The following is a 17,049-nucleotide window of genomic DNA, read 5'->3' on the forward strand; positions in this document are numbered from 1 at the left end:
GAATTGCGATCGCAGCGTCAGCGATCCATTGGAATCTGCACGCCAAGTTTCGCGGCGCATTCCTTGGCCAGTTCGTAGCCCGCGTCGACGTGGCGGAAGACGCCCATCATTGGGTCGTTGGTGAGAACGCGCTCGAGTTGCTGCGCGGCCAACGGAGTTCCGTCGGCAACGACGACTTGTCCGGCGTGCTGGCTGAAACCAATACCAACTCCTCCGCCGTGATGGAAGCTGGTCCAGCTGGCGCCGCTGGCGATGTTCACCGCGAAGTTCAACAGCGGCCAGTCGCTGACCGCGTCACTGCCGTCGAGCATGGCCTCGGTCTCGCGGTTGGGGCTGGCCACGCTGCCGCAGTCGAGGTGGTCGCGTCCGATCACGATCGGCGCCTTCACTTCGCCGCTGGCGACCATCTCGTTGAAGCGCAGGCCGGCCTTGTGCCGCTCGCCAAGGCCGAGCCAGCAGATGCGCGCGGGCAAGCCCTGGAACGCGACGCGCTCCTGCGCCATGCGGATCCAGCGGGCCAGTGTCTCGTCCTTGGGAAAAAGTTTCAGCACGGCTTCGTCGGTGGCGCGGATGTCAGCGGGATCGCCCGAGAGAGCGACCCAGCGGAAGGGGCCGCGACCCGTGCAGAATTGCGGGCGGATGTAGGCCGGCACGAAACCGGGGAAGGCGAAGGCGTCCGCGAGGCCGGCGTCGTGGGCGCGCTGGCGAATGTTGTTGCCGTAGTCGAAAGTCTTGGAGCCAGCGCGGGAGAATTCCACCATCAATCGCACGTGCTCCTTCATGCTCGCGGTGCTGCGGCGCACATACTCGGCGGGGTCGCGCGTGCGAAGTGAGTCGGCGTCCTTGCGCGTCATGCCGTGCGGGTAGTAGCCGGCAAGCGGATCATGCGCGCTGGTCTGGTCGGTCAGCGTTTCGGGAATGATCTTGCGTGCGTTGAGCCGCGAGAGCAAATCAACGGCGTTGGCAAGAACTCCCACACTGATTGCCTGCTTCGCCTTCTTCAATTCAACGGCGCGGTCGATCGCCTTGTCGAGATCCGTGAAAATCTCGTCGAGGTAGCGGTCGTGCTTGCGTTTCTCCAGCCGCTCGATGCACACATCGGCGAGCAGGCAGGTGCCCTCGTTCATGGTGATGGCCAGCGGCTGCGCCCCGCCCATGCCGCCGCAACCCGCCGTGACGTTCAGCGTGCCTTTGAGAGTGCCGCCAAAATGCTGGCGGGCGCACTCGGCGTAGGTCTCGAATGTGCCCTGCAGAATTCCCTGCGTGCCGATGTAGATCCAGCTTCCCGCAGTCATCTGGCCGAACATCATCAGGCCGCGGCCGGCGAGGTCGTCAAAGTGCTCCTGCGTGGCCCAGTGCGGAACAAGATTTGAATTGGCGATGAGCACGCGCGGCGCGTTGACCTGCGTGCGCACGATTCCGACCGGCTTGCCGCTCTGCACCAGCAGCGTCTCGTCCACGGCGAGCGACTTGAGCGCCGCGATGATCGCGTCGAAACATTCCCAGTTGCGGGCGGCCTGGCCGCGACCGCCGTACACGACCAAGTCCTGCGGGCGCTCCGCCACTTCCGCATCCAGATTGTTCATCAGCATGCGCATGGCGGCTTCGGCGGCCCAGCTATTGCACACGCGCTGGTTGCCGCGCGGGGCGCGAATGGTTCGAGTGGTCGCACTGGGCTTGTTAAACGTGGACATGCGTTTACTTTAACGGCGGAAGCGGGTGGTTTCATTGCGGCCATTTCAAAAATGCATGATTTGCTCTGAAAACTCGTGGCCAGCCCGCTTGCAAGTACGCTGGTCATCGAATGCTCATGCGAACCCTGAAGTCCTCATGGATCATGTTCGTCACTGCGTGGGCGCTCGTTGTTGCAAGCGCCCATGCGGAGATCGGTGACTTTGACGCGCCGACTCCCATCACGAGCAACGATCTTGCGCGGCTGATGAAGGCCGCTGGTGTGCAGCCTCAAGAGCAGCCGCAAATTGAAGCCGCGTTCGACAACTATGTCGATGGCTGGCAAATACTGCGCGACCAGACGCTGCGCCTGCTATCGGTTCGGGTGGCGCAGTTGAGATTGCAGCAGAAGCGGCCGCAAGATGACTATGCGGCGATTTACAAGATGCCGCCCGAGCAGCAGTCGCAGTATTGGCAATCCATCCAGGCGGAGCGTGAAGCCAAATTGAAAAACACAGCCAAGAGCGAGGCGGATCTTTGCATGAAGGTGTCCGCTGCGTGCAAGAGGATTGCTCAGCTCGAAGCGCCTCTTTTTGAGGCGCTGCGAGCTGGCGAACGCTCGCCCGCGCAACGGGGCGCCGTGGATCGCGAATCGCTACATCGAACCCGACGGCGATTGGATGCCGTGATGCTTGTCCTCGACAACCGCGTCCCGGGCGAAAGGATCTGCGCCGACATTCTTTCCGCGCCGAACCGGGGTCTCGATGCCGACGCAGTTGCAAAAATCGCCGCGATCCGGGAGGCCTATGAACAAAGGGCCACGCCGTTGCTCGAACAGATCGCGGCAAATACGCCGTTCGAACCTTTGGAGGAGGGCCGACCGACCGTGGTCTCGAACGAGCAGGTGGAATTCGCACAAATGCAGATGCGGGCGATCCAGGACATTGCAGTCGCCATGCCCAAGGATGTATCTGTCGAGTGGCTGCGAAAGGCTCGAGCGCGCGCGATGTATGCCGTGCTGTCCATTCTTCCGATGACCTCCCGAGCGGAGGTGCTCCAAGCAATTGGAGAGCGGTCCAATCCGAAGGTCGTCAAGCGACTTGCGCAGTGGGACCTTGATCGTGCTGCGCTCGAGGATCAGTTCCTGGCCACCTTGGGGACAAATGGTTTGGCGGAGGCACATCAGATATTTCCGGGCTTGAACACGGCCGCATTGGAGGAACTCGCCCAACTATCCGACACGCCCGACCTGAAGTCACTCGAGCACCGCTATTGGACGGGCGAACTCAATGATCCCGAAGTTCCAGGCGATTGCGTGAGTCGCATATATATCAAGTCCCAGGTGCAGCTTTACTCCAAGCAGCAGGCACGGCTGGCTGAGCGTCAGGTGACCTCAGACGGGCCGCCGCAGGAGACATTGCTGGAGCACCTCGCACGCAGAGTCCAGGTGCGGACCCTGAACGCAACCGATGTGCGGAACATCCACGACCGGCTCGCCATTACGCCGGAGCGACGCTCCATTTGGGACGCCCTGGCCGAGGACCTGCTGGCTGACACCCGCGCGTACGCAGAGCAATTTCAACAGGTCTATGACCAGCGCGATCGCACGCCCAATTCGCCCTGGAACACGGTGGTGATTCCGCTCACGCGGGAGCAGCGTGCAAAGCAGTCGCGCCGCGAGGAGCAATGGTTCGACGATCTGGCCACGACCATGCCCGAGCTGTCTGCCCAGTCGCTTGCCGTCGAACGCGCTCGCCGCGCGTGCGTGCGAGAAAGGTCCATGGGTGGCTCCGCGCTCCATGACACGCAGGGACTGGGGAATCGCTGGCTGGATATCGACTTGGACCAGGCGATTGAATCGCTGAAGGTTGCACTGCCCGCAGGAGCGCAAGCCGCTGTGCAGGAAGCGCTTTCCGCATGGCGTGCGCAAAAACTTCTCGACCTGCAGGCGCTGGTGCAGCAGAATGAAACCCGCCTGGTGGGCGGCGAGGAAGAGTGGAGGAAATTGCGGAATGTGCCATACAACCCTGAGAATCCGCTCATCGCCAAGCTGCGCGAAGCGCAGGCCGAGCAGGGGCGAAACAACCGCGCCTTCTGCCGCCGCGCCTCAGAGGCGCAGCAAGGGTTCATCCAGGCGATCGTCGCGGTATTGACCCCGGATCAGGCTCGCGCGTTTCAGGATGCCTTGTATAGGCAGATGTATCCCGAGGTGTATCGGTCGCTTGAGAGAGCGGATCCGGAGATCGACCGTGCCCGGATGGGGAAAGACGCGTCACCCCAGCAGATCGCAGCGATTTCCACATTGGCTGATTCCTTCCACCAACGCTTCGAGCCGATCGCGGAGCGATCCGTCAAGCAGCTTGATGCCTTTGAGACATTGTGCCAAGACCCGGGCTTGAGAAAGCAAACATTCAATGGCCATCCGTGGAACGAAGTCTGGCTGGCCTTGGAATTCTCCGAAGTGATCAACGACGATTTGCAATACGACCGCGACGAGCTAGTGTCACGGACCCTGCGCCAGGTGCGCTCGCTCGGCGTCGCGGGATCAGCTGAATAACCGCAACAACATCGGGAGCAGGGGGTTGTCCGAATCCCTTCAGCCGTCCCGCTTGCAAGTACGCTGGTCATCGAATGCTCGTGCGAACCCTGAAGTCCCCATGGTTAATGTTCGTCATTACGGGGATGCTCTTTGTTGCGGGCGCTCATGCGGAGATTGGTGACTTTGACACGCCGCTTCCCATCAATAGCAACGACCTTGCGCGCCTGATGAAAGCCGCCGGTATGCCGCTTCAAGAGCGGCCGCAAGTTGAAGCCGCGTTCGACAATTATGTCGATGGCTGGCAAAAGTTGCGCGACCAGACGCTGCGCCCGCTGTCGGTGCGCGTGGCGCAGTTGAAAAGACAGCAGATGTGGCCAGTGGATGATGATCCATCCAACACCAGATCTCGCGAGCAAGAGGCAAAACACTGGGCTGAAGTCGAAGCTGAACACGAGGCCATTCTGAAAAGCACGGCAAAGACAGAGGCGGAACTTTGCTTGAAAATGGCCGCCGCGTACAAACAGATTGCACGGCTCGAATCGCCCCTCTTCGAGGTACTGCGGGCGGGCGAACGCACGCCTGCGCAATTGGCAGCCTTGGACCGCGAAGTGCTGCGTCGAAGCAGGCTTCGCTCTGGCTTGATTCTGCAGTATTGCAATGGCATCAATTATGGTCGCCCCATCTGTGCTGAAATTCTCTCCCTACCAACGCGTGGGCTGGATGCCGGCGCGATTGCAAAAATCGCCGAGCTTCAGCTGGCCTATGAGCGCCAAGTCACGCCGCTGCTCGAACAAATTGCGGCGAAAGCGCTGAGCGAGTCTGCAGATCGCGACCAACCTTCTGTCGTTTCAAAGGAGTATGTGAATTTTGCACAGATGCAGATGAAGGCGATCAATGGCATTGCCGCCATCATGCCCAAAGATGTAGCCGACACGTGGCTGCCAAAGGCGCGAGCTCGCGCGATTTACACGGTACTGGGGTTCTCCCCAATGCCGTCTCGTGTTGATGTCATCCAGCGCATTGGAGAGCGTGCCAATCCAAAGGTTCTCAATCGCCTCGCGCAGTGGGAACATGATCGGGCCACCCTTGAGGATCAGGCCCTGGGTGCCTTGGGAAGCGAACCCTTGGAGGAGGCACGGCCACGACGCCGGCAACTGGACGAGACCGCGCTTGAAGAATTGGCGCAACTCTCGGACACGCCTTCGTTGAAAGAACTTGCATACACCTATCGTTCGGACGCGATCAATGATCCTGAGGTTGCTAACGATTTCGTGGGCTCGGCTGGCAACAGGCAACAAGATCGAGATGGGGCCAAAAGGGGGGCGCTGTTGGCAGAGCGTCAGGTCAACGAAGACGCGCCGCCGCAGGAAACTGAGCAGCAGCACAGTGAGCGCCGAGTCCTGGTGCGGACGCTGAGTGCAGCCGATCTCCAGAGAATCCACGATCGGCTCTCTGTGGCACCGGGGCGGCGCGCGGTCTGGGAGGCGCTAGCCGAGGACTTGCTGGCTGACACACGCGCGTATGCGGAGCAGTTTCAACGGGGATATGACAATCGCGATCACAAGCCCGATGCTCCTCGGGTTTTGGTGATCATTCCGCTCGCGCATGAGCAGCGTATGCAGCAGTCGCGTCGCGAGGAGCAATGGTTTGATGATCTAGCCACGACCATGCCCGAGTTGCCGGTGAATTCGCTGGCCGTCGAACGAGCTCGCCGCGCATGCGCGAGAGAGCGAGCCATGGCCGGGTCGACACTGCATCGCACGCAGGGACAGGGAAATCGCTGGCTCGATGTTGATTTGGACCAGGCGATCGAATCGCTGAAACGCCTATTGACCGGAGAATCGCCGGCCGCAATGCGCGAAACACTGGCCGCCTGGCGCACGCAAAAACTTCTTGATATTCAGGCGTTGGTGTTGTTGAACGAAACGCACATGGTGAGCCGCGAAGAAGGATGGAGAAAGTTGCGGAATGTGCCATACGACCCTGCGAATCCGCTCGTGGTCAAGCAACAAGAAGCAGAAGCTGACTATGTGCGCAACAATAATGTCTTATGCAAACGTGCTGCAGATGTGCAGGAGGGATTCATCCAGGCGCTTTCCTCAGCGTTGACGCCTGACCAGGCAGGAATGCTTCGGGTTGTCTTACGCAGGCAGATGTATCCCGAGGTGTATCTCTCGCTTGAGCGCACGGATCAGGAGATTGACCATGCGCGGGCGGGCAAAGACTTGTCACTTGAGCAGAGCGCTGCGCTGTCATCATTGACCGAATCCTTTCACCATCGCTTCGAACAGATCGCCGATCGCGCCATCAAGGAGCTCGATACCTGTGAGCAATTGTGGAAGGACCCGGATGTGAATAAAGGGCAAACCTTAAATTATCCCCCATGGAACGAGGTTCGACTGGCCTTGCAATTCGCTGAATTGAATAACAGCGACCTGCAATACGACCGCGAGGAACTTGTGGCTCAAACGCTGCGCCGAATGAGCGCGATCGGCGTCACTGGATCAACTGAATAATCGCCGCAAAATCACTCGGATCATCACTTGATCAAGTCGATGATCGCAGCAAGGTCGGGAGCGGGGGAGCGGTCGCCCGCAAGCGGCTTCACGCGCGAACGCACCAACTTGTAGGTCGCTTCCACGCCGGCGCCGGAACGGAGCGGCCGCTGCGCCTCGAGCGCCTGCGTCATTACATAGAGCTCGATCGCGATCACGCTGCGGCAGAGTTCCACGGCGCGGGCCAGTTGCGTGGCGCTGGTCGGGCCGAACGAGTTGTAGTCCTCGATGCCGCCGCAGGTGGAGACATTGCCCACGCTCGCGGGGTGAGCCAGGCTCTGCAGCTCGTTGCAGCAGGCGGCGGCGGTGTACTGAACGATCATCAATCCGCTTTCGAGTCCGGGATGCGTGGCCAGGTGTGGCTTCACGCGGTTCATCGGGTCGTGCCCCGACAGAATCCAGAAGGTACGCCGCTCGCTGATGCCGGCGATGTGGCAGAGCGCGACCTTGGCCTGGTCCATCGCCAGCGCCAGCGGCATGCCGTGGAAATTTCCGCCGCTGACGATGTCGAAGCCGCCCTTGCCGCCGGCGAACACCAGCGGATTGTCGGTGACCGCGCCAAGCTCACGCTCGATCACGCCGCGGGCGAAATCAAGCTGGTCGAAGGCGGCGCCGATGACCTGCGGCGAGCAGCGCAGGCCGTAGGGATCCTGCACGCGCGGGTCGTTGTCCTTGTGCGAATCGGGAATCTGCGAGCCCGCAAGAAGCCCGCGCATCGCCGCGGCCACCGCGATCTGCCCCGGCTGCTTGCGGGCCTGATGGATGCGTTCATCAAGCGGCGAGTGGCTGGCCAGGCAGGCGTCCATGGACATGGCCGCCGCGGAGATCGCCGCGCCGCGCAGCGAATCGATTTCCTCGAAGGCGAGCGCCGCGCGCGAGGCCATCAGATGTGTGCCGTTGAGAAGTGCGAGGCCTTCCTTGGCTTCGAGTTCGAGCGGCTTCAAGTTGTGCGCCTTCAACGCGGCGGCGGCGGACATGATTTTGCCGCCCACCGACACATCGCCCTCGCCCAGCAGCGCGAGCATGGCGTGCGCAAGCGGGGCAAGATCGCCGCTGGCGCCCACGCTGCCGATTTCCGGAATCTGCGGCGTGATGTCGTGCTCCAGCAATTGCAGAATGCGCTCGACCACCTCCACTCGCACGCCGCTGTGGCCGCGGCACAGGCTCGCCGCAAGAATGAGCAGCATGCCGCGCACCACATCGGTGGGGAGCGGCTTGCCCACGCCCGCCGCGTGCGAGCGGACAATGTTGTGCTGCAGCTGGCGAAGCTGCTCCGCGGGCACCCGCACATGGGCGAGCGAGCCGAAGCCGGTGTTGATTCCGTAAACGGCTGTTGAACCGGCGGCGACGGCCGCGACCGCGCGATGTGCGGCGAGCAAGTTCTCGCGACCTTTCGCGCCGATGCGAACCGCCCGTCCGCCGCGAGCAACTTGATTGACCAGGCTGATCGAAAGCGGCTCGCCGTTCAGTTCAAGCGGTTGCGGTTGGGCCATGCGCAAAAGATAGCGGGTTTCAGGGGCTTCTTCGCAGAAAGCCAAATGCCCAGTCATTGACTGGGCATTTGGCCGCCAAACTTGAGGTCACAAATTGTGACCTCAAGTTGCTCCACATGGATGCGGTCACAAATTGTGACCGCCTCGGATCATTATCTAACCCCGTCGAATTCGATGGGTTTAGAAGGAGAGGCTGGGAGTGGGAAATTCATTCATTGTCACGGTTGAAACCGATGCGGCGTTTGGGTGGATCAGGTGGGGGCTGCAGCAATGGCAACAACTTTCGATAAACATCACGCAATGCTGAATCATGACCCAAAAGCGTCTTGGCGATCTCGGCGAGCCGCTTGAGAACGGCGGCATTGGCGGCAATCTGTTCGCGGATACGCACGAAGGCGCGAATCACAAACACGCTCATTTCCACCGCCCGGTCGCTGCGAAGAATGTTCGCAGCCATGAGTGCGCCGTGTTCGGTAAACGCCCACGGGCGATAGGCGGTGCCTCGATGCTTTTTTGAACTGGTCACAAATTGCGACCAGTTCGGATCATTATTTGGACCTTGGGAGGAGCTCACCACAATTTGTGATGAGCTAGGAGGGCCGTCAGTGACGTTGGGTGAACTCATCGCAATTTGCGATGAGTTCGTCATATCTCCCTTATTAGCCAGTCCTTGCGCCTTTGACATCGCCAATTTGATCTTCAACTCGGCGAACTCGGCAGCGGTGAGTTGGTATGCAAAGTCATCTGGAAATCGTTGCCGGTTGCGTTTGAAAGCTTCATTGAAACGGTAAGTCGGCACACCGTATAACTCTGCCAGGTCCGCGTCCAAAATCACCTTGTGACCTCGCATGTTCAAAATCAGGGTTTCAATTGGCTTGGAGGGCTTCATGGATTCCGATGCATTCGTTGATGCTGTGGCAGACCCGCAAGTCATGGCGTGCCAGATTTCCGATCTGATTTCATACCTTTTCTCGTGTCCGTTCCCACGGATGACCACCTTATTTCCCTCTGGCAAGTGTCATTTGCTCATGGAGTGAACTGCGATCATGATGCCCACAATGGAACCCGCCACGGCAACGACTACGAAACCATCGGAATCAAGCGCGCGTCGAACCATCCTGCTTTCGATCGCGATCATTCTGACGGCCTTGCTGGGCGTCTTCGCCTCGCGCTTCACCATCTCCGCCCGCGGCACGGTCGCCCCGGACCTCTTCCTCTCCACGCAGCCTGCGTTCTCCATCGCCGTTGTCCTTGTCACGATGATCGTTGCGTTCCTGATCGCGCTGCCGCTGTCGAGACACATCAACGCAGCGGTGTCGCTTTTTGTGCTGGGCTGCGCCTTCGCCACCTACGCCATGCAGGCCGGCACCATCGCCGACCTCGTCTTTCTCAACGGCAGCATGACCTGCGCCGCCATTGAAACACTCCTGTGGAGCGCCTTCATCTCGATCGCCGCAATCATCATCTTCCGCGTCGGCGGTCCGCTGCCTGATGTTCCCGCGATCAACGATGAAGGAACCTTCGCCGGCGAGATCTTTCACAAGCGAGGCCTGCTGTCGCTGCTCGCCGGAATTGCCGCGATTCCCGTGCTGATCTTCACGCTGGTGGGCCCTACCAAGGGGCAATCCATCGGCGCCTGCGTCATGGCCGGCATCGTCACCGCCGTCATTGCTCGGCTTATCTCGCCGCGCTCGCAGCCCATCCTTCTCTTCGCCGTTCCCGCCTTCGTGATCGGCGCCGCTCAACTGGTGCTGGCGCTCTCCTCGTCGGACTCCCCAGACATTGCCTTCGGCATCGGCACGCTTTCACCGCTGCGCGTGCCCATGCCAATGGACATCGCCGCGGGCTCGCTCTGCGGAGTGGCGATCGGTCTTGGCTGGTCCAAGGGTCTGGTGAAAAAGGACCCCGACGCCTCGCCCCTGAGCGGCTGAGGTTCGCGCCGATACACTCGGCGAACCATGTCCCTCATCGTCACCGGAACCATCGGAATCGACACGCTTCACACTCCCACCGGCAGCGCCGAAAAGGTGCTCGGCGGCTCCTGCAGCTATTTCGCCGCCGCCGCCAGCTTTCTCTCGCCCGTCCGCCTGGTCGGCGCCGTGGGCGGAGACTGGCCCGCCCATCACGAGAAGCAGCTCCGCGGATTCGCCAATGTCCACACCGAGGGCCTTGAAAAGCGTCCCGCCAGCAAGACCTTCGCTTGGGGCGGCCGCTACATGGAGAACATGAATCAGCGCGAAACGCTCTTCACGGAGCTGGGCGTGCTGGAGGAGCACCCGCCCAAGGTGCCGGCGGCCTACCAGGATTCCAAGTTCGTCTTCCTGGGCAACACGCATCCCTCCGTGCAGATGGACCTGCTGGCGCAATTTCCCAAACGTGCCCTCGCGGTCTGTGACACGATGGACCTCTGGATCAATGTGGCCCGGCCCGAGCTGCTGCAGCTGCTGGCCCAGGTGGACGGCGTGGTGCTCAATGACCAGGAAGCCGAGCAGCTCACCGAGACCCGCAACGCCGTCAGCGCCGGCAAGGCCATGCTGAAGTTCGGTCCGAAATTCGTCGTGGTGAAGAAGGGCGAGCATGGCGCGGTGCTGATCCACCGCGAAGGCGTGGCCACGCTTCCCGCGTTTCCCGCCGACGCCGCCCATGTGGTCGATCCCACCGGAGCCGGCGACAGTTTCGCGGGTGGCATGATGGCCCACATCGCCTCGGTCGGTCGCGGCGACCTGAGCGTGGTGCAGGAAGGCCTCTCCTGGGGCACCGTCATGGCCAGTTTCACCATTGAAGCCTTTGGTCTGGACCGCCTGGCAAAGCTTGATCGCAAGCAGATCGATGAACGCATGAATCAATTCCGCAAAGCGGCAAAGGTGGGATGATGCAACCGATGAACCCGCTCCGCAGCCTGAAAATGTTCGGTGTTCTTTGCCTTGCGGCGCTGCTCAGTTCATTGGCCGCGGCCTCGGGTCCGTGGGGCAGCGGCAGCGGCAAGTTCAAGGATCTTCCCAACGCCGAGAAAGTCACGGAACTGCAGGGCGTTCTCTCGGAGATGAGCCGCGGCGGCCGCATTCACGATCTCACCTGGACTCCCTCGGCGCTGACTTTCCATCGCGGCAACGGCTTCTATTCCGTCGACCTCACCACGGGCGTCATCACTTCGATTCCAACTCCAGAAATCGAAGCACCTGCGGCCGCCGGTCCAAAACGCGCCGGCGATCCGCCCGCCGGCCGCGCTCGCCAGCGCACGCAGGCCACCAGTCCCGACGGCACGCTCAAGGCGGTCCATCGCGACGGCGGCGTCTTCCTCGAGACGATCGAGACCAAGGAGCAGAAGCCCGTCATCGAAATGAAGAGCGGCGAGAACATCCGCTACGGCACCGCCGACTGGGTCTACGGCGAGGAGCTCGACCAGGGCGACGCGATGTGGTGGAGCCCCGACGGAAAATATCTCGCCTTCTACGCCTTCGACGATTCGCAGGTGCCCAAGTACGAGCTGCTTCACGGCTGGGACGATCTGCGCACCAGCAAGGCGACCATGTGGTACCCCAAGGCCGGCGATCCGAATCCCGTCGCGGGCCTGATGGTCTACGAGCTCTCCAGCGGCCGCATGGCGACCATCGATGTTGGCTCCGACCGCGAGCAGTACGTCTACGGCATTCGCTGGACGCCCGGCGGCAAACTGCTCTATTTCCGCACCAATCGCCATCAGGACCAGCTCGACCTGGTCTGCGCCGATCCCGTCACCGGCAAGTCGCAGGTGGTGGTGACCGAATCGCAGCCCACCTGGCAGGACAACCGCCCGCCGATGAAGTTCCTCGCCGACGGCGACCGCTTCATCTGGGGCAGCGAGAAGAGCGGATTCCGCAACCTCGAGCTTCGGAAGATTTCCGATCCCTCATTCATGCAGCCGCTGACGCGCCACGCCTGCCCGGTGCTGGACATCCTTGACATCGACGAGGCCGCGGGCGAAGTCTGGTACCGCGCCAACAGCGCCCCCGTGCCGATGCTGGCGCAGATCCACCGAGTCAAGTTTGACGGCACCGGCGAGCAGCAGGTCACCGATGGGCTCAGCCACTACTCGGGGATGCAGCGATCTCCCGATGGAAAATTCTTCACCGCGGTCGCGGAGACTCCCACCGTGCCGCCGCGCAGCGTGCTGCTGGAGATCGACGCCCATGGCCCGGCCGCGGAGAAGGCCACGCTCGCCGCCTCCGACACCGGCGCCTTTGCCAAGAACAATCTGCGCCCCTCGGAGCTTTTCACCTTCACTGCGCCCGACGGCAAGACCCCCATCTGGGGCGAGCTCTTCTTCCCGCCCAACTTCGACCCCGCGAAGAAGTATCCGCTGCTGATCGATGTCTACGGCGGTCCGAGCTCGCAGGCCATCACCGGTCGCTTCGACGCGGGCTCGGCCAATCGGGCGTTTGGCCTGCTCATCGCCAAGATCGACAACCGCGGAACGGGCGGCCGCGGCAAGGCCTTCGAAACCGCCACCTATCTCAAGCTCTGCGGTCCCGACCTGGACGACCAGGCCGCCGGTGTGAAGTCTCTCTCGATTCGCCCCTATGTGGACTCGTCGCGCGTGGCGATCATGGGCCATTCCTACGGCGGCACCATGAGCGCCATGGGAGTGCTGCGCTACCCCGATGTCTTCAAGGCCGCGGTCGCCGGCGCACCGGTCACGGATTGGCGCAACTACGACTCCATCTACACCGAGCGCTACATGCGCACCCCCAAGGAGAACCCCGAGGGCTACGACTCCAGTAGCGCCGTGAAGCTCTGCGCCACGCTCAAGGCTAGGCTGCTGCTCATCCACGGAATGGTGGATGACAACGTGCATCCTTCCAATACTCTGCAGATGGCCAAGATCATGCAGGACGCCGAGGTGCCCTTCGAGATGATGATCTTCCCCGACTCCGACCATGGCATTCGCTCGCCCGCCTACAAGGCCAAGGCGTGGTGGTTCCTGGCCGAGCAGCTTGGGCTGCTGGATGCGCCAGAGCAAAAATCGTCGGCGACTCCTTCCTACCAGAGCATGATCGAGTCGATTTCTGTGCCAATGCCAAATTCAGCGCCGGCGTCGATCAAGAACGCCGTGCCCGCTGGATCTGCGCCTGGATCCGGAAAATGAACCGCGCCATGCCCACCGACCGCGGGCATGTCCGCACCGAGCATCACCACGAGGAGGGTCTGGCCCTGGACGCCTGCGCGCCGGTCGAGTTGATCCGCCGACTGGCCCAGGACCATGAAGTCGTGACCCAGGCGGTCTCGGCTGCAGCGGAGGAATTGGGTGCCTTCGTGGATGGGCTGGTGCCCCGGATGCAGCGGGGCGGGCGGCTGATCTACATCGGGGCAGGGACCAGCGGCCGCCTGGGGGTGCTGGATGCCAGCGAATGTCCACCCACTTTTCGCAGCGATCCCAGCCAAATTGTGGGGCTTATCGCGGGCGGGGACGCCTCGCTGCGCCGCAGCAGCGAGGGCCGTGAGGACGAGGAAATGGGGGCCAAAGAGCAGCTGGATCTCCTGAAATTGAACAACAGCGACACGCTGCTGGGCATCGCCGCCGGCGGCACCACGCCCTATGTGCTGGGGGCCATCCGGCTGGCCAAGGCGGCCGGCGCCGCGACCGCGCTGCTCACCTGCGCCCCGCGCGAGACGCCAAAGGATTGCGACCGGATGATCCTGCTGGACACCGGCGCCGAGCTGCTCACCGGCAGCACGCGACTGAAGGCGGGAAGCGCCACCAAGCTGGCGCTCAACGCCATCACCACCGCCACCTTCGCGCAACTGGGCAAGGTCTACGGCCAGGTCATGGTCGACCTGGCCGCGACCAACGACAAGCTGGTCGACCGCGCGGTGCGCATCCTGACCCACATCGCCCCCGAAGTCTCGCGCGAGCATTCGCTGGCGCTGCTGACCCAGGCGGGGGGGCAGCTGCGGGTGGCCATCGTGATGGCCCGCCTGCAGGTGGACCGCGCCGCCGCCGAGAAGAAATTGAACGACGCGCACAACTCGCTCCGACGCATCATTGGCTGAGCGAAGCGCGCGGTGAGCGCGACGTGTCGCGCACCCGGACTCACGCAAAACTTTCATCGGGACAAAAACAACGCGACCTCGTCGTGGGACGAGGTCGCGTGGAAGTCAATGCCAGCGGGGGCTTGCGCCGCCGCCGGGAAGATCGATTCAGATCAGGCTGTTGAGCGTGCGCAGAGCGCGGACGCGGACCTTGCGGCTCGCGGGCTTGGCCTTGATCATGATTTCCTCGCCGGTGAAGGGATTGCGGCCCTTGCGTGCGGAGGTGGCAGGCTTGTTGACGGTCTTCAGCTTCATCAGGCCGATGAAGTTGAACTCGCCGCAGCCCTTCTTGCTCAGGTCAGCAGCGATGATCGCCGTGAGAGCCTCGAACACTTCCTTCACCTTGCTGTTCTTCAGCTCGGTGCCGAGAGCGATCTGCTTCACGATCTCGCCCTTCGAGCGACGCTTGGTCGCGGGAGTGGCTTTGAAAATTTTCTTCTTGGTTGCGGTCTTGGACATGTGGAAATCCTTTCCAGGATCAAAGAGTCAAGCGGCGTCCGCCGATTGACGGTGTTGCGAATGTCCGCCGACATCGGCGGAGCAGCAGTGATAGTACAGGGCGCTCGCCCGTCGGCAAGGGTGAGCAAGGGCAAAAACGACTGTTTTCACCGATGTTTTTGACTCTTTTGGTTCAAACCCAGTCAAAAACTCGCAAAAATTAGGCTTTTTTGCTCTTGACAACCGGAAAATTTCTGCATGTCACGAGCGGCTCTTGGCGGCGCCGCGCACGGTTTCGCGGCCGATCGAGATGTAGTCGAAGCCATGCTCCTGCATGGTGTGGGCGCGGTAGAGGTTGCGCCCGTCGAAGACCAGCGGCGCCGAGAGGAAGCTCTTCACGCGATCCAGGTCCGGCGAGCGGAACTCGCTCCACTCAGTGCAGACGATCAGCGCGTCGGCGCCCTCGAGGCATTGGTACATGTCGGTGGCGATCTCCACCTGCGGCATCTCCTGCGCCAGATTGGGCAGAGCCACCGGGTCGAAGGCGCGCACGCGGGCGCCGGCCCGCAGCGCCAGCTGCATCAGAGCCATCGAGGGCGCCTCGCGGATGTCGTCGGTGCGCGGCTTGAAGGCCACCCCCCAGAAGGCCAGCTTTTTCCCCCGCAAACCGCCGGGAAACTCCGCCTCGATCTTCTGCCAGAAGTGGGCGCGCTGGTCCTGGTTCACCTCGTGCACGGCGGCATTGAGCTTGCAGTCGAAGCCCGCGGCCTTGCCCATGCCCACCACCGCCAGCGTGTCCTTGGGGAAGCAGCTGCCGCCGTAGCCCAGCCCGGGATGGAGAAACTGATTGCCGATGCGCCGGTCGGAGCACATGCCCTCACGGACGTTGTTGATGTCGGCGCCATACTTCTCGCAGAGGTTGGCGATCTCGTTGATGAAGCTGATCTTGCAGGCCAGCATGGCGTTGCTGGCGTACTTCACCATCTCGGCGCTGCGCACGTCCATGATGTAGATCGGGTTGCCCTGGCGCACGAAGGGCTCGTAGAGCTCGCGCATCATCTCGCCGGCGTGCTCGTTCTCCACGCCGCACACCACGCGGTCGGGCTTCATGAAGTCGCCGATCGCGTCGCCTTCCTTGAGGAACTCCGGATTGTCGGCGATGTGGAAGGCGACCTTGGTGCGGGCGCGGATGGCGTCGCGCACCTTGTGGCTGGTCCCCACCGGCACCGTGCTCTTGACCACCACCATCTTGGGCTTGGCGGTGGGGCCGATGCGCTCCAACTCGTCGGCGATGTCGCGGGCCACCGAGAGCACGAACTGCAGATCGGCGCTGCCGTCGTCGCCGCTGGGCGTGCCCACGCAGATGAAGATGGCGTCGGCGTGGCGGTAGGCTTCGGCCTTGTCCAGGGTGAAGCGGATCCGCTTGGCGGCGATGTTCTTGGCCAGCATTTCGCTCAATCCCGGCTCATAAATGGGGCTTTCCCCGCGGCGGAGCTTGGCGATCTTCTTCTCGTCCACGTCCAGGCAAAGGACGTCGTTGCCGGTGTCGGCGAAGCAGGCCCCTGTGACCAAGCCCACATATCCCGTGCCGACCATGGTGAGTTTCATCGCGTCGCTCCTTGCATGAGACCCAGAGGATAGCTACCGCTTGGCGGCGGTTCTTGAGGCGATCCGCGAAGGCGGCCTGCCTGAGGCCTGCGCATTCGACTCCCGCCAGCCCTCGCGCTTGAGCAGCCAGACCTTCAATTTCAAGGTGCCGCCGCGCGGGTTGTCGCTGCCGGCGAATCCGCCAAGTCCGGTCGAAGCCACCACACGGTGGCAGGGCACGATGACCGGCAGGGGATTGCGCCGCATGGCCTGTCCTGCGGCTCGCACCGCCGAGGGACTCCCGGCCGCCGCGGCCAGCCATCCATAGGTGCGCGTCTGCCCCGCGGGAATGCTCCGGCAGGCGCGCCAGCACTTCTCGAAGAAGGGGCTCGCCCTGGGCGTGGGGATCGATGCGAAGCTCACGCGCTTGCCCTTGAGATGTCTGGCGATCAGAAGTGCGGCTCGGTCGGCATCCTTCGCATCCATGCGTGATGCATCGATGTCAATGGTGCCGGCGGGAGTTCGAACCTTGTGCTTCATTCAAGATTTATACCACGCCGCCATGTGCGCGTTGATTTCTCGACGAAGCTGAGGCGCTTTGCGAAAAGAAGTAGCCCCAGTCGCTCAGACAACCGATCGCTCCGTGAGCAAAGTGCTATCAGTCGCTCAGACAACGCTCCGGGGCTCGCAGACTCGC

12 protein-coding genes are annotated in these 17,049 nt (G+C 62.2%); 6 read left to right on the plus strand and 6 right to left on the minus strand.

Features of this window, described 5'->3' with window-relative positions:
* Window positions 1-17: 17 nt before the first annotated feature.
* Window positions 18-1,694 carry a urocanate hydratase gene (gene hutU, locus K8R92_01605; protein MCE9618588.1) on the minus strand — a complete coding sequence of 559 codons (1,677 nt, stop codon included), beginning with the start codon at window positions 1,692-1,694 and terminating at the stop codon, window positions 18-20.
* A 110-nt stretch (window positions 1,695-1,804) separates the two neighbouring features.
* Here hutU and K8R92_01610 point away from each other — a divergent pair, with 110 nt between their 5' ends.
* Window positions 1,805-4,228 carry a hypothetical protein gene (locus tag K8R92_01610; GenBank protein ID MCE9618589.1) on the plus strand — a complete coding sequence of 808 codons (2,424 nt, stop codon included), beginning with the start codon at window positions 1,805-1,807 and terminating at the stop codon, window positions 4,226-4,228.
* Between the two features lie 74 nt (window positions 4,229-4,302).
* Window positions 4,303-6,726: a hypothetical protein gene (locus K8R92_01615; protein MCE9618590.1), complete on the plus strand. Its 2,424-nt coding sequence runs from the start codon at window positions 4,303-4,305 to the stop codon at window positions 6,724-6,726.
* A gap of 23 nt (window positions 6,727-6,749) precedes the next feature.
* On the opposite strand, the gene hutH is transcribed toward K8R92_01615, so the two are convergent.
* Both hutH and K8R92_01625 read right to left on the minus strand, forming a co-directional pair.
* Complete coding sequence (hutH, locus tag K8R92_01620; protein ID MCE9618591.1) at window positions 6,750-8,258, minus strand: histidine ammonia-lyase; 1,509 nt, start codon at window positions 8,256-8,258, stop codon at window positions 6,750-6,752.
* A 208-nt stretch (window positions 8,259-8,466) separates the two neighbouring features.
* Window positions 8,467-9,147: an ORF6N domain-containing protein gene (locus K8R92_01625; protein MCE9618592.1), complete on the minus strand. Its 681-nt coding sequence runs from the start codon at window positions 9,145-9,147 to the stop codon at window positions 8,467-8,469.
* 157 nt (window positions 9,148-9,304) lie between these two features.
* On the opposite strand from K8R92_01625, the gene K8R92_01630 reads away from it, so the two are divergent.
* Genes K8R92_01630 through K8R92_01645 form a run of 4 tightly spaced genes read left to right on the plus strand, consistent with a single transcriptional unit; the run spans window position 9,305 to window position 14,288 of the window.
* The gene (locus K8R92_01630; GenBank protein MCE9618593.1) at window positions 9,305-10,189 is read left to right on the plus strand and encodes a hypothetical protein; all 885 of its coding nucleotides are present in this window, start codon (window positions 9,305-9,307) and stop codon (window positions 10,187-10,189) included.
* Window positions 10,190-10,216: 27 nt separating this feature from the next.
* The gene (locus K8R92_01635; GenBank protein ID MCE9618594.1) at window positions 10,217-11,131 is read left to right on the plus strand and encodes a sugar kinase; all 915 of its coding nucleotides are present in this window, start codon (window positions 10,217-10,219) and stop codon (window positions 11,129-11,131) included.
* Between the two features lie 8 nt (window positions 11,132-11,139).
* A complete protein-coding gene (locus K8R92_01640) occupies window positions 11,140-13,383 on the plus strand; it encodes a DPP IV N-terminal domain-containing protein (protein MCE9618595.1) in 2,244 nt (747 codons plus the stop codon).
* The gene (locus tag K8R92_01645; GenBank protein ID MCE9618596.1) at window positions 13,380-14,288 is read left to right on the plus strand and encodes an N-acetylmuramic acid 6-phosphate etherase; all 909 of its coding nucleotides are present in this window, start codon (window positions 13,380-13,382) and stop codon (window positions 14,286-14,288) included. The genes K8R92_01640 and K8R92_01645 overlap by 4 nt, the downstream gene beginning before the upstream one ends.
* 147 nt (window positions 14,289-14,435) lie before the next feature.
* Here K8R92_01645 and K8R92_01650 read toward each other — a convergent pair whose 3' ends face one another.
* The 3 genes from K8R92_01650 to K8R92_01660 form a co-directional block, all read right to left on the minus strand.
* Complete coding sequence (locus tag K8R92_01650; GenBank protein ID MCE9618597.1) at window positions 14,436-14,759, minus strand: HU family DNA-binding protein; 324 nt, start codon at window positions 14,757-14,759, stop codon at window positions 14,436-14,438.
* Window positions 14,760-15,026: 267 nt separating this feature from the next.
* On the minus strand, window positions 15,027-16,373 hold the full coding sequence (locus tag K8R92_01655; protein MCE9618598.1) for a UDP-glucose/GDP-mannose dehydrogenase family protein: 1,347 nt from the start codon (window positions 16,371-16,373) through the stop codon (window positions 15,027-15,029).
* A gap of 33 nt (window positions 16,374-16,406) precedes the next feature.
* On the minus strand, window positions 16,407-16,892 hold the full coding sequence (locus K8R92_01660) for an MGMT family protein (protein ID MCE9618599.1): 486 nt from the start codon (window positions 16,890-16,892) through the stop codon (window positions 16,407-16,409).
* Between the last annotated feature and the right edge of the window lie 157 nt (window positions 16,893-17,049).

It is taken from the genome of Planctomycetota bacterium (assembly GCA_021414025.1).
Lineage (GTDB): Bacteria > Planctomycetota > Phycisphaerae > Phycisphaerales > SM1A02 > SYAC01.